This window comes from Mycobacterium sp. P2_H7 (assembly GCF_056403275.1).
In genome coordinates this window covers 62,457-75,763 of record NZ_JBFUFU010000009.1, presented here as the reverse complement: position 1 = coordinate 75,763, position 13,307 = coordinate 62,457, and the positions used below count along the sequence as shown (strand labels likewise).

Annotated in this window: 13 protein-coding genes; 6 read left to right on the top strand and 7 right to left on the bottom strand. The window is 66.6% G+C overall.

From position 1 onward, the window contains the following. The first annotated feature begins 12 nt into the window (after window positions 1-12). Entirely contained in the window at window positions 13-1,311 is a 1,299-nt protein-coding gene (locus AC1DY7_RS12630) for an NtaA/DmoA family FMN-dependent monooxygenase (RefSeq protein WP_477494035.1), read from the top strand. A gap of 32 nt (window positions 1,312-1,343) precedes the next feature. Next, complete coding sequence (locus AC1DY7_RS12625; RefSeq protein ID WP_477494501.1) at window positions 1,344-2,810, top strand: serine hydrolase domain-containing protein; 1,467 nt, start codon at window positions 1,344-1,346, stop codon at window positions 2,808-2,810. On the opposite strand, the gene AC1DY7_RS12620 is transcribed toward AC1DY7_RS12625, so the two are convergent. Both AC1DY7_RS12620 and ripB read right to left on the bottom strand, forming a co-directional pair. Beyond that, the gene (locus AC1DY7_RS12620) at window positions 2,807-3,727 is read right to left on the bottom strand and encodes an aldo/keto reductase (RefSeq protein WP_477494034.1); all 921 of its coding nucleotides are present in this window, start codon (window positions 3,725-3,727) and stop codon (window positions 2,807-2,809) included. The genes AC1DY7_RS12625 and AC1DY7_RS12620 overlap by 4 nt on opposite strands. Before the next feature lie 47 nt (window positions 3,728-3,774). Beyond that, window positions 3,775-4,461, bottom strand: a complete 687-nt coding sequence (ripB, locus tag AC1DY7_RS12615) for an NlpC/P60 family peptidoglycan endopeptidase RipB (RefSeq protein WP_477494033.1) — start codon at window positions 4,459-4,461, stop codon at window positions 3,775-3,777. A 249-nt stretch (window positions 4,462-4,710) separates the two neighbouring features. Between ripB and AC1DY7_RS12610 the strand changes: the two genes are divergently transcribed. The 4 genes from AC1DY7_RS12610 (at window position 4,711) to AC1DY7_RS12595 (ending at window position 8,035) form a co-directional block, all read left to right on the top strand. Beyond that, a complete protein-coding gene (locus tag AC1DY7_RS12610; protein ID WP_477494032.1) occupies window positions 4,711-4,938 on the top strand; it encodes a hypothetical protein in 228 nt (75 codons plus the stop codon). A gap of 14 nt (window positions 4,939-4,952) precedes the next feature. Further along, the gene (locus AC1DY7_RS12605; RefSeq protein ID WP_477494031.1) at window positions 4,953-5,216 is read left to right on the top strand and encodes a helix-turn-helix transcriptional regulator; all 264 of its coding nucleotides are present in this window, start codon (window positions 4,953-4,955) and stop codon (window positions 5,214-5,216) included. 154 nt (window positions 5,217-5,370) lie between these two features. Further along, on the top strand, window positions 5,371-6,513 hold the full coding sequence (locus AC1DY7_RS12600; RefSeq protein ID WP_477494030.1) for a PE-PPE domain-containing protein: 1,143 nt from the start codon (window positions 5,371-5,373) through the stop codon (window positions 6,511-6,513). A gap of 46 nt (window positions 6,514-6,559) precedes the next feature. Next, entirely contained in the window at window positions 6,560-8,035 is a 1,476-nt protein-coding gene (locus AC1DY7_RS12595) for an amidase (protein ID WP_477494029.1), read from the top strand. Between the two features lie 549 nt (window positions 8,036-8,584). Here AC1DY7_RS12595 and AC1DY7_RS12590 read toward each other — a convergent pair. From AC1DY7_RS12590 to AC1DY7_RS12570, 5 genes are all read right to left on the bottom strand, one after another. After that, window positions 8,585-9,046 carry a hypothetical protein gene (locus AC1DY7_RS12590; protein WP_477494028.1) on the bottom strand — a complete coding sequence of 154 codons (462 nt, stop codon included), beginning with the start codon at window positions 9,044-9,046 and terminating at the stop codon, window positions 8,585-8,587. A gap of 75 nt (window positions 9,047-9,121) precedes the next feature. Beyond that, window positions 9,122-9,796, bottom strand: a complete 675-nt coding sequence (locus AC1DY7_RS12585; protein WP_477494500.1) for a Crp/Fnr family transcriptional regulator — start codon at window positions 9,794-9,796, stop codon at window positions 9,122-9,124. A gap of 628 nt (window positions 9,797-10,424) precedes the next feature. Continuing rightward, window positions 10,425-11,015, bottom strand: a complete 591-nt coding sequence (locus tag AC1DY7_RS12580) for a TetR/AcrR family transcriptional regulator (RefSeq protein WP_477494027.1) — start codon at window positions 11,013-11,015, stop codon at window positions 10,425-10,427. Between the two features lie 168 nt (window positions 11,016-11,183). Beyond that, window positions 11,184-12,119 (bottom strand): alpha/beta hydrolase, encoded by a 936-nt coding sequence (locus AC1DY7_RS12575; RefSeq protein WP_477494026.1) that lies wholly within the window; start codon window positions 12,117-12,119, stop codon window positions 11,184-11,186. Further along, window positions 12,116-13,306: an MFS transporter gene (locus tag AC1DY7_RS12570; protein ID WP_477494025.1), complete on the bottom strand. Its 1,191-nt coding sequence runs from the start codon at window positions 13,304-13,306 to the stop codon at window positions 12,116-12,118. Before AC1DY7_RS12570 ends, AC1DY7_RS12575 begins: the two co-directional genes overlap by 4 nt. Between the last annotated feature and the right edge of the window lies 1 nt (window position 13,307).

The window sequence follows — 13,307 nt, the reverse complement described above, 5'->3', positions numbered from 1 at the left end:
CAAGGAGACCGGATGTCGGAACGACGTCATCTGCATCTGAACCTGGTAGCCAACGATCTGAACCTGCATCAGGGTGTGCGCGGATACGAACAGGCGCACGACATCCCGGAGCGCGATGTCTTCAGCCGCCTCCTCGAATATGGCCGATTCGGCGACGAAGGGCTGTTCACCGCGCTGTTCGTCGGCGATATTCCCGGCATGCAGGGTTCGCCGGCGTTCGACGGCGGCCCAGTGGAGCCGATCACCGGCCTGACCGCAATCTCCCAGCACACCAAGCACGTCGGACTCATCGCCACGGCGTCCACCACGTTCTATGACCCCTACAACCTGGCGCGGTTGCTGGCCTCGCTCGACCAGGCGTCCGATGGGCGCGCTGGATTCAACGCCGTGACGTCGGTCATCGACCACTTCGCGCTCAACTACAGCCTGGAACACCACCTGGACCGCGAGGCGCGCTATCAACGCGCCGACGAGTTTCTCGACGTCCTGCGCTCGCTCTGGGACAACCGGGAGCTGCGCCGGGACCCCGACGGTCGCATCCGCTTCCATGCCGATCCGATCAACCACCGGGGCAGCCGCTTTCAGGTCACCGGCCCACTCAACATCGCACCCAGCCGCCAAGGCCGGCCGCTCATCGCTCAGGCCGGCGGTTCCGGGGCGGGTATCAGGGTCGCCGCCAAACACGCCGAGATGGTGTTCACGAACTCCTCCACCCGCGACAGTGCGGCCGTCTATCGCGAGACGCTGGACAAGGCGCTCGTCGAGCGGGGCCGGGCTCCCGGATCGGTGCCACCCATCCCGGGTCTCATTCCATATCTGGGCCGGACCGCGAAGGAGGCCCAGGAGAAGCTGGACGAACTCGACAGCCATGTCGACTGGGCGCCCATTGCGCCGTTCGCGTTGGGACAGTTCGGGATCGACGCGACCTACGCCGACATCAACGATCCGTTCCCGCTGGAGATCCTGCCCCGCCCCGAGGATGTCGAGAAGACGATCACCAGCACGTTCGGCAACTATGTCGGGCTCTACGACTGGATTCAGGAGCGCCCCGGTGTGACGGTGCGCGAGGTTGTCGCCCAAGCGGTGGGGCGTGGCGGTGCGACGCACCGGAAGTTCGTCGGCTCCTACGACGACATCGTCGACGATTTCGCGGCGTGGTTCGAGGACGGGAACATCGGTGGCTTCAACCTGATGTTCTCCGCCGGGCCGCAATCCATCCGGGAGTTCATCGACGAGGTGGTTCCCCGGCTGATCGACCGGGGTATCTACCGCAGCACACCTGCAGATCGGCCGCTTCGCGAGCGGTTCTGAACGGCCGGACCGCGAGCTCGGCTACCGTCGATCTGGTGAACAGGTGCGCCGTGCGAGTCTGCGCCACCATCCTGCTCGTTCTCGCCGCGGTCCCGTCGTGTGGGCGGGTGGCGCTTCCGCCGGCGACGACGGTCGCGGCGCCCAGCGTGCTACCCGCGGGTCCGTTCGCGGCCGTCACCACGCTGGTGAATGACGCGATGGCGGCGCACCGGCTGCCGGGCGCGGTGGTTCAGATCGGGCACGCCGGCAAGGTCGTCTACCGGCAGGCCTTCGGCTGGCGCAGGCTTCCCGACGAACCCGGGGTGGACGGCGCGCCCGCTCCTGGCGAGCCGATGACCGAGGACACCATGTTCGACCTCGCGTCGTTGACGAAGCCTCTCGCGACGACGGTGGCGTTTCTGCAGCTCTACGAGCGAGGCCTGGTCCGCATCGACGATCCCGTCCAGACCTACTTACCCGAGTTCAATCCGACCGCGGACCCGCGGCGGGCGCAGGTGACGTTGCGCATGCTGCTCACCCACACGTCGGGTACGGGCGGTGATCTGAGCCGGCAGGGGCCGTGGGGATTGGCGGCACCGGACAAGGCGGAGGGCGTTCACCGCGCGCTGGCGGCGCCGTTGGAGTTCGGACCCGGTGAGGGGTTTCACTACTCGGACATCAACTTCATCATCCTCGGGGCGCTCGTCGAGAAGCTGACCGGCGAGTCGGTGGATACCTATGTGCAGGACAACGTCTTTGCGCCACTCGGCCTGCCCGACACCCGCTACCTTCCCGCGGAGAAGGCGTGCGGACCGCACCGGATCCGTGGTGCGGCCATCGCTTTCGACCCGACCGCGACTCCGGTCCCGTGCCTGCCCGGTAGATGGAGCACCGATCTGTTGGCACGCGTCGCGCCGACCGCACACGACGACGACACCCCGGGTGTCAACCCGGACTTCGACCAGCTGCTGCGCGGCACCGTGCACGACCCGACAGCCCGCCGGATGGGTGGTGCGGCGGGCAGTGCCGGTGTGTTCTCGACAGCCGACGACGTCGGCAGGTACGCCCAGGCGTTGATCGATCGCCTGGCGGGTCGGCCGAGCGCATTCCCGTTGCACCCCGACACGCTGGAACTGATGACAACGCCACAGCAACCCGGCCACACCGCCGATCAGCTCGACGCGGCCCGAGACGCCAACCGGCGCGCCATCGAGAACAGTCCCAATACCGCCGATCCCCTACTCGCGCCGAACTATCCGGCCATCGCCGGCCAGGATCTGCGTGGCTTCGGCTGGGACATCGACACCGAGCTGTCCAAGCCGCGCGGATTGATCTTCCCGATCGGCAGCGTCGGCCACAGCGGCTTCACCGGGGTATCGCTGTGGATCGATCCCGGTTCCGATACCTATGTGGCGATGCTGACGAACGTGATCCATCAGCGCGGTGGACCGCCGATCGTGCGGCTCAGCGGGGACGTGGCCACCCTGGCGGCGCGGGTGCTGCACCTCTACGGCAGCTAATTCCACTCGCGCCGGGAGCGTGCCGCCCAGTAGTCGTCCGGATCCTCCGCCAACGACATCAGTGCGTCGAACACCGTCGGAGTCAGGTGGATATCGGCGGCGGCCACATGCGAACGCACCTGTTCCGGAGTGGCGGCGCCGGACAGCACGCGCGGCTGCCAGGGTTGATGAAGCGCCGCTGCCACGGCGAGTTGATCGACACCGACCGCCAACTCTGTTGCAAACTGCTCGGCTTGCGTCGTACCCGCGGTGGCAACGGGATTGCCCGGGGCGAGCCGCCCGTTCGCGAACACCTCTTTGAGGATCACGTCCACGCCCCGCTGCCGCGCTTCCGAAAGTGCCGGGCCGGCAGAGGTTTCCAGCAGATTCCAGGTGGACTGCACCGACGAGAACAGCCGCCTGCCCGCCACCTCGATGTCAAGCACGGCCCGGATGACGTCCTTCTGCCGAGGCCCCGAGGTCGACAAGCCCACCCGGATTCCACTGTCCCGCAACTCACCCAGGGCGCGCTGGAGTTCGGTATCGGTGAGGACCGGGCTGTCCAGCGTCACCGAGTGCACCTGGTAGAGGTCGAGCCGGTCACCGAGCAGGCTCTGTGATTCCCCGAGCTGACGGCGAAACGCGCTCAGCGAATGCTCTTTGATCTCGTGCACGTCGGCGTGCGTCCGCCACTCGCCGACGTACCGGTAGCCCCATTTGGATCCGATCTCGACATCCGCGTTTTCGGGGTGCGCGGCCAACCATTCGGCGAGAAACTCCTCGGAGAGGCCGTAGGACCGGGCGGCGTCGATGTACCGGATGCCCGATGTGTAGGCGGCGTCCAGCACATCGAAGGTCCGCGCCCGCATCGCCTCGACCGGGCGTTCGGAGCCGAGGTCGTGGGCCCGGCCGCCGGTGATGTACGCCGGGCGCCCCACGGCCGCCAGCCCGATGCCCAGCCGAGTTGCTATCCCGTTCGCCGCACTCAGGTCTCGACCACCCGGGTGACGTAGGGAGTCATGCCCGACAGACGCACGGGTGACACCTTCACCGGAACTCCGGTCTGCTGCGCTTCGATCATCTGACCGCCGCCCAGATACAGTGCCGTGTGCTGGCTGCCACCGGGACCCCAGAACAGCAGGTCACCGCGCCGCGCCTCGGACTTGGACACGTGCCGGCCGGCGTTGTACTGATCGCCCGACCACCTGGGCAGCAGCACACCCACGCCCGCATAGGCGAACCGGGTCAACCCCGAACAGTCGAAACCCACAGTGCCGGAACCGGAGTCGATGCCTTTGCTCGGACCCGTGAGGCTTCCCCCACCCCACGAGTACGGCACCCCCATCTGCGACGCTGCGCGCCTGATCGTGTACTCGATGGCCTGCGGCCCTCGAACGCGACCACCCGGGCCGACCTGCGCGTCCTTGACCAGACCGAACGCCGCGAGGAACTTGTGGCCGAGATCGGCCGTCGTCTCCGCGGCGATCCGGGTGGCTCCCAGCGACGCATTGGCCAGTGCCAGTGGATCACCCGGAGCCCCGGCGCTGATCCGCTGCGGCAACGACGGATCGTAGACATTGTCATCTGCCCGGGCGACCGGCGGCGCCACCGCGGCCAACAATGCCGACGCCAGAAGCAAACCGGTGACCTCAAGTGCTTCTCGGCGGTGCACGAACCACCTCCACCACTGAATTGCCCGCGTAGCAACTACGCATGTACTGACAAATAACAACGTAGGGGCCACACCTTGGGTAAGCCAGTGTCTGCGGGTCTCGCTTGGATAACCGTTGGCGATCGTTAACGTCACTGTGGTGGTCCGGGCGTTCCCGCCTTGGCCATGGCGCTCAGGTGTTCGAATCCGGCGATGGCCACGACCTCGGGCAGGCGGCGAATCGCGCCGTTCTGCGCCCACTGCGACGACATGGTGGTGCACGACGGGCAGATCTGGACCGCCGGCAGTTCCTTCGCGCACGTCGATCTGATGCTTGCCTTGATGCGACATCTTGGTGGCGTTGCCTTGACCGATGAACTGGCCGGCCGGCTACTCATCGATCAACGCACCTCGCAGGCAAGCTTTCTCTCCCCTCGCATCTGGCCGCGCGAGATGACATCGTCGCGGACCTCGAGTCCTATGTCCGGGGAAACCTGACCGGCCCTCACACCTTGGCTTCGCTGTCGGCCCGCGCGGGGGTCAGCCCACGCACCCTGGCGCGGCTGACGGAGAAGGCTGCGGGCTTGAGTCCGCTGCAACTGGTGGCGCGAATCCGCCTCGAACGCGCGCTGCACCTGCTGCGCACCAGCCGCACGCCCTTGGAGGGCGTCGCCGCGGCCGTCGGCCTCGCCGACCCGGCAGGCCTGCACCGGCTGGTCAAGAAACACTCCGGACGCTCACCAGGCGCCCTGCGCCCTGGTGCGCCCGCACGCTGATGTGATCTTGACCGGACGCCCGACAACCGCACGCGGCATCCGATAAGTTTCGGCAGAGACAAATAGCACGGACGTACCAGTCCATCTGTCGCCGCACCACACCAACGCATTTGACCAAGCTGCGCGCTGCCCAACCCACATCGAAAGGTGCGCCGTGGACGCCACGAAGCGTGTCACCGCTGCAGGTTTTGTCACCGTCATGGCACTGGCGGTCGGTGCCCAACCCGCCGCGCACGCAGAAGATCCCGGTCCCGACATCGCGGCGTTCTATCTCGGTGGGACCTGCCTGTGCGCCACCGTGCCCACCGCACAACAGGCGCTCGGTCTCGCCGACGGATACCTCGGCGACGCCGGCCCCATCACCGGTGTCGGCTACCCCGCCGGACTGCTGTTCGCACTCGACTCGGCGATCGGCGCCAGCGGCGTCAACGCACACCTCGATGCGATACCCGACGGCATCAAAATCACCCTCGCCGGCGCAAGCCAGGGCGCCATCGTGCTCAACTACGTCAAACAATCTCTGGCGCTGCGCATCACACCCGACCGGCCCAGGACCGAGCTGTCGTTCGTGACCTTCGGCGATCCGATGAATGCCACCGGCGGCATCGTCACCCGCAACCCGCTGTTGTGGCTGTCGGTACCCCGCGGCCCGCTACCGACGCCGTACGCCACCACCGAGATCGTGCGTGAATACGACGGCCTCTCCGACTGGCCGAACCACCCCACCGCACTCTCCGCCCTGAACGCGGTGATGGGAGTGGCCTTCGTCCACCCCTTTTACGGCGACGCCGCCAACCCCTCGACCCCCGGCACCCTGAAGACGGTCACCACCAACGCCGCCGGCGGTGTCACCACGCACTACGTCGTGCCGACCGCCGGACTGCCGATCACCCAACCGTTGCGCTATCTGGGCGTCAACACCGCCCGACTCGACACGTTGCTTCGCCCCCGGATCGACGCCACCTACCACCGCCGTCCCGCGACATCGTCGTCCACCAGCACCGCCGCCATCGACACACCCGCCACTACCGAAACCACCACGCTGCCGCGCCAGAAGAACACGGCTGCAGACAGGATCAGATCCCTGCTCGGCGTCACCACCGCACCACACACCCAGCGCCGCAACCCCCTCGCGGCGATCACCCGCGCGCTCACACCGCGCCCACTCCGTGGCGGGCACGGCCGCACCGAATCGAGCGCGGCCGACGAGAACGCAGCGCAGCCCACAGCCGAACACACCGACAAGAAACCGCGAACGCCGAAGCGCCCCTCGCCCAAGAGTCGCTCGACCGACTGAGCCCGGGTTCCACACGTCGGGTGACCGACTCGGTAACGTCGCGGTCATGCCGTGGACTTTCCAGTCAGCCGAGCAACTCTGCACCGCATTGGATTCCGGTGAGGTGACGTCGGTGCAACTCACGGACGAATTCATCGCCCGCATCGAGCAATTCGACACCGCCATCAATGCCATCTGTGTGCGCGATTTCGACCGGGCGCGGCACGCAGCCCGCGACGCCGACCAGGCGCGAGCCCGGGGCGAGCGTCGCGCATTGCTCGGAATCCCGGTCACCGTCAAAGAGTCCTACAACATCGCGGGCCTGCCGACCACCTGGGGCAACCCGGCGCACCGCAACTTCATTGCCGCCGAGGACGCGCTGGCCGTCACACGGATCAAAGCTGCCGGCGCCGTCATCCTCGGCAAGACCAATGTCCCGTTCATGCTGCAAGACCATCAGAGTTTCAACGCCATCTACGGCACCACCAACAATCCCTACGACCACGATCGCAGCCCCGGCGGATCGTCAGGCGGATCGTCGGCCGCACTGGCCACGGGATTCGGGCCGCTGTCACTGGGCTCCGATATCGGCGGTTCGCTGCGGGTACCGGCGCACTACTGCGGCATCTACGCGCACAAACCGACCTTCGGGATCGTCGCGACCCGCGGCGCGGTCCCGCCCCACGTTCCCGCGCTCCCCACCGACGGCGAGTTGGCAGTCCTCGGCCCGATGGCCCGCACCGCGCGCGACCTGACGCTCCTGCTGGATGTGATGGCCGGACCCGATCCGCTGACCCGGGGCCTGGCGTACCGCTTCGAGCTTCCGCCGGCTCGGCACCAGCAGCTTCGCGACTTCCGCGTCCTGGTCGTCGACGAGCATCCCCTCATCCCGACCGGAGCGGCCGTACGCGCTGCGATCAGCCGGGTCGCCGACGCACTCGTCGCTGCCGGCGCCGAGGTGCAGCGGCGCAGCCCGCTGCTGCCCGACCTCACCGAGGCGGCCACCGTCTACATCGAACTGCTCACCTCGTTCGCCGCGGCGAATCATCCCCCGCAGCTCTACGCCGATCTGCAGAACACCGCCGCCACGCTCGGCCCCGACCAGCGCGGCTATGACACCGCGTGGCTTCGCGGATCGGTTCTCTCCCATCGCGACTGGGTCGGCGCGGACCGGCTCCGTGAGGTGCACCGCGAGCAGTGGCGCCGCCTGTTCACCCACTTCGACGCCGTCCTGTGCCCCATCACACCGACCCCGGCCTTCCCGCATGATCACACCAGCACCCTGGAAGACCGCACCATCGACATCGACGGCACCGCATACCCGTTCGGGGACCAACTCACCTGGCCTGGGCTGGCCACCATGCCCGGCCTGCCCGCCACCGCCATCCCCGCGGGCCAGACAGCTGAGGGGTTGCCCGTCGGTGCCCAACTCATCGGGCCCATGTTCGAAGACCGCACCACGCTGCGACTTGCCGAACTTCTCGAAGATCAGATCGGTGGATTCCGCCAACCGCGAGAAAGCCGGACACCCGAACGGCCATAGTGACAAGCTTCGTCACGCTGCTGACATTGTGCGGACCCGGCTCGGTGTGACCGCCGCCATACTGGATGTGAGAGCTCCCACAAAGCAGCGGTTCTCGATGGCTACTCAGTGGCATTTCACCATGGCGGCCTTACGCTTTCAGATCAGTGTATGAGCCACCTCGGCCGCACCTGGGGGAACGGATTCGCTGACGATGGTCCTGGCCGCAAAGCTCGGTGCTGCCATATCGGTAGCCTTCACGGCGGCTGTACTCCTGGCCGCTCCTGCAGAAGCTGACTCAACGATCAGAGCCGTTGACATCTGCAATCAGTATTCGCCTGGTGTCCCGACAAGGGTCGTTCACATCGGCCGCAACTCTGGCGCTTGCGGCGTCCTCTCATCGGCGGCAGGACTCTTCTCAGCTCCCATCTTGATCGCCACGATCATGGGCGACAAGCATCCGGGCGCATACCCGATTCATCCCTCGGATCCGTTCTCCGACTGGATCATTCCAAGCTCCTGACTTCGGCAATCCTCCCCGCACCCTTGAACCGGTGCCGCTGGCGCAACTCAGCCTGGTCGCTCACCAGCCGTGCGGGCGCAATGTTCGATGGCCTGTACGGAGCGGACGAATGCTGCACGCAGCGCCTTCTGGCCGAATCTCCCCAGTGCCCACGACACGATGTTGCCGACGAGGTTGCCACCCTCCCGGATGATCCGCACCTCGACATCGGTGGCACCGTCCGCCCGGCGGAACAGGGTGTACTGATATCCGGACATGCCGCCAAAGAGGTTGGAATCGAGTGTTTTCACCGAAATGTGCTGTGGATCTGACCAGTCATAGCGCAGTCGCTCCCAGATCCACGTCGACCGTTCGGTCACTTCGGCGGTGTTGCGGGTGCGGCGGTGAAGGTGAACCGTCGACACGGGACCGAGCCGGGAAGGGTCCGCAGCGTCTGCGGTGAAGTCGGTCAAACTGGCCAGAAACTGGCCTCTTGTCAGCGTCGTGCGAACGCGGAACCGGACGATCACGAAATCTCCGGTGCGTGATGTCGAGTCCCGGGCGTGAACAGCTGACCAGTGAACCGCGGCGCTGGCATCGGTGCGTTACCGAGCCCGCTGCGCCAGTTTGTTCGGCTGATCGATCACGATCGTCTTGCCCTGGATGCGCAGCCAGCCGCGGGAAGCGAAGTCCGACAGGGCTTTATTGACCGTCTCGCGAGAAGCGCCGATCAGCTGTGCGAGCTCGACCTGGGTGAGACCGTGATCGAGACGCACCGCGTGACGCTCGGGTTGACCGAAGCGGTCGGCCAATTGAAGGAGCTGTTTGGCGGTCCGACCGGGCACGTCGGTGAAAATCAGATCGGACATGATGTCGTTGGTGCGACGCAGCCGCCGCGCGAGGACCTGCAGCAGTTGCGCGGAGATCTCGGGTCGATCCGACAGCCACGCCTTCAGACCCGCGCGGTCCATGACCGCGGTGTGCAATTCGGTCAGCGCGGTCACCGTCGACGTGCGTGGGCCGGGATCGAAGATCGCGAGCTCGCCGAACATGTCAGAGGGACCCATCACCGCGAGCAGGACCTCGCGACCATCAGCGATGCGCCGCCCGACTTTGACGCGCCCGGAAACGATGACGTAGAGACAATCACCTGGCTCCCCGGCGCTGAAGACCGACTCGCCACGAGCGAACGTCACCCATTGCATCGTCCGGGTCACTGCATCCAGAGCCTCGGCCGGAACCCCTTTGAAGATCCCAGCTCGGGTGAGAACCTCGTGCACCACTTCCTCCCCCATTGCGACACAACTGACCATCGACGCCAGACTGCCGACCCTGGCAACCACGAGTCCGGTCCCCTGATCATACGATGCTACAGCTCATGTATGACCAAATAGACCTCCGGGCGCATGGAAGGAAGGCGCTGTCGGCAAACCGGACGCCGATCGGCCGTTCCGCATCACAGATCTATAGTTCTTTTGCCGGAGAGCCTTTCTCGACGGTGATCCAGGGGCGCTCCACCCTGAACGACCTCAGAGCCAGATCCCGGCCGGCGATCGGCGGGCCACCTAGGTCATACATACCGTTCTTGGAGTATGACCACGTTGAGTGCGTGCGCGCACCGACAGCGGACTCGGCGAGACCCACCTCCTGGGAACCTGTACCCGGGATTGCGCGCTCCCCCGGGCGACTCGGCTCGACGCGTGAAAGCAGTTAACTGGTTGGCCGACAACTTCTTCAGCCCACCGCCCACCGCGACCGTTCAAACGATGTGACCACCGCCATAACGGATGTGAGAGCCCGCACAGCGGGCCGGTGGACGGCACCACCGGGCCTCGGCGTCGACGAAGAAGGAGGTGGGTGACGGGGCACCTCTTGGGAGCAAGGAAGGGCCATCCTGGCGGTGAAACGTCAGCGGCGACGGCGAGTCCGAGGACTGGCGGTCCGTTCACTGTCGGTGACGGCGGCACCCACCCACCGATGAAGGAGTCGACGCAGTTCGTCGGCAGGCTCGACCGGAGAGAGGATGAACGACTGCAAGGTTCGCAGCGTCAATTGCACGATGTCGTCGAATGCCGCCGCACTGAACTCTGACCAGTCGACGTCGAGACGTTCCAGAACGCTTCGAGTTTGCCCTTGCGCCAAGTCGTTTCCAGGAATGTCCGCAAACGTCGCCACATGTTGAGGATTGAGCAGAAGGCCGATGTAGGGATCCTGCGGAAGCCGCTGCAACGTGAGCATCAGACCCTCGACGATCACCTCCGCGGGGTCGCGGATACCCCGCAACGCGGTCACCAGATTGCCTGCGAATGCCCACGACGCATCGGCGGCGGCGGCGCCGAGCAGCTCGTCGGTACCCGAGAAGTAGTGGTAGATCGTCTGCCGCGTCACCCCGAGGGCACGAGCCACGTCAGTGATATTCGTCTGGGCGCCCCTGACGTCGATAACCCCGCGCGTGGCGGCCAGGATCCGCGTCCTCGCCTCGGCGTCGGTCGTCGGCACATCGCCCGCCCACCCTCGGGTGCGCATACCACTCCTGACACGCATCGCTGCTGCCCAACAGGGCATCCTGCCAGCCCCGGCTAACCCGGCGATGCTACCGCAGCGCCGTGCCATCCGGCGTGGATCCAACGCCCGCCGACGGACCACACATCTGGCGTTGCAGCCCCTTCAGCGCGCCAGGCGGGCAACGAGAAAGTCCGCGAGATCCCGTTGCAGCTCGCGTGAGTCGTCGAGCACACCGTCCATCCACCAAAAACCGTGGATCATCCCGGGATAGCGTTTGGCCTCGACGTCCACCCCGGCATCGCGGAGCAGGACGGCGTAGGACTCGGCTTCGTCGCGCAACACGTCATGACCGGCGGTGGCCACGAAGGTCGGCGGAAGATGGGCAAAACCGTTGGCGTGTACAGGCGAGACGCGCGGATCGGTACCCGCACTCGCATCGACGTAGTGGTTCCAGAACCAGGCCATGTCGGCGGCGTCCAGACCGAAACCACGGTCGAAATCGGTGTACGACGGTGTCCTCATCGCGCTATCCAGCGCCGGGTAGAGCAGGCCCTGAGCGGCGATGGTGACATCGGTGCCGGCCAGCTCGGCGGTGGTGGCCGCGGCCAGGTTACCGCCCGCGCTGTCGCCGACCACGGCCAGCCGTCCAGAGTCGACGCCCAACTCGGCAGCGTGGCCGTGCACCCACCGCACAGCCGCGACGCAGTCCTGCAGCGGAATCGGGAATCGATGCTCGGGAGCCTTCTGGTAGTTGACCGCCACGACGACGTACCCGGTGTCACGGGCAAGAACCCGGGCGGGCTCGTCCACCAGATCCAGGTTGCCGATCACCCATCCGCTGCCGTGCAGTACGACGATGACGGGTTGCGGCCCGCTCGATCTGGTCGGCCGGTAGATGCGAACGGGAAGGTCCGCGGTCGGTCCGGGGAGGAACCGATGTTCCACCTCTGCCATCGCCGGTGCGGGGCGTTGCAGGTCCAGGTAGGCCAGCGCCGCCAAGCGCGCCTGCGGTACCGACAGCGTGGCGATAGCGGGTGCCGTGGCCGCCGCGGCCAGGTGGGCGCGGGCCTGCGGATGCAGGGCAGATGTCTCGATCATTGTTGCTCCCCATGGCTATTCGTGAACACCAGCACCGCGCCGATCAGCGCCATGCCCGCGCCCACCCACACCGGTGACCGCCAACCCAGCCCCAGAGCGATGGTCGCGGCGCCCAGCCCCGAAGCAATCGCATTACCCAGGTTGAATGCCGCAATGTTGGCCGCTGACGCCATGGTCGGTGCGTCGTGGGCAAAACGCATGACCCGCAGTTGTAGGGCTGGCGTCGCGGCAAACCCAACCAGTCCCATGGCCACCAGCAGCAGCGCCACCGGTACCCGCCACGACGCGAGCAGCCCGTAAGCAATGAGCACGATCGGCAGCAGCACCGACACGGTGCGCAGTGTCCAGGTGAGACTCCGGTCGGCAGCCCAGCCGCCGACGAAATTGCCGACGAACAAACCGATTCCGAAGAGCACCAGCAGCCACGGCACCGCCGTCGCGCTGTAGCCGGTCACACGGGTCACCAGCGGCTCGACGTAGATGAAGGCACCGAACACGCCGCCGAACACCATCATGGTCAACAGGATCGACAAAATGACCTGGCGGCGGAACAGGACGGCGAAGTGGTTGCCGCCCAACGGCGGTGGCGCCGGCTGCCGGGGCACCAGAGTGGCCACGCCGACGATGGCCAGCACACCCAGGGCGCTGATGATCCAGAAGGCGCTGCGCCAGCCGAGGTGCTGGCCGACGAAGGTGCCGAACGGCACGCCCAGCACGTTGGCCAGGGTCAGCCCGCCGAACATGATCGCGATGGCCGATGCCTTGCGTTCAGGGGCGACCAGGTCCCCGGCGACCACAGCGCCGATGCCGAAGAATCCGCCGTGGCACAGCGCGGTGACGATCCGGCCCAGCATGGCGACACCGAAACCCGGTGCCAGCGCTGTCAATACGTTGCCGGCAACGAACAAGGCCAGCAGCACCAACAACGCCGCCTTCGGTGGACGCCGCGACAAGGCGGCGGTGACGGTGAACGCTCCCACCACCACTGCCAGGGCGTAGCCCCAGATCAACGCGCCCGCGGTGGGCACGGTGACGTGCAGTGCGTCTGCCACATCGGTGAGCAGCCCGGCGATGACGAACTCGGTCAGCCCGATACCGAAGCCACCGACAGCCAGGGCGAGCAGGCCGGGGTGTAGCCGCCGTACCTGCGCGGCGGACCTGTTTTTGGGCAGGGTGGAACTATCCATG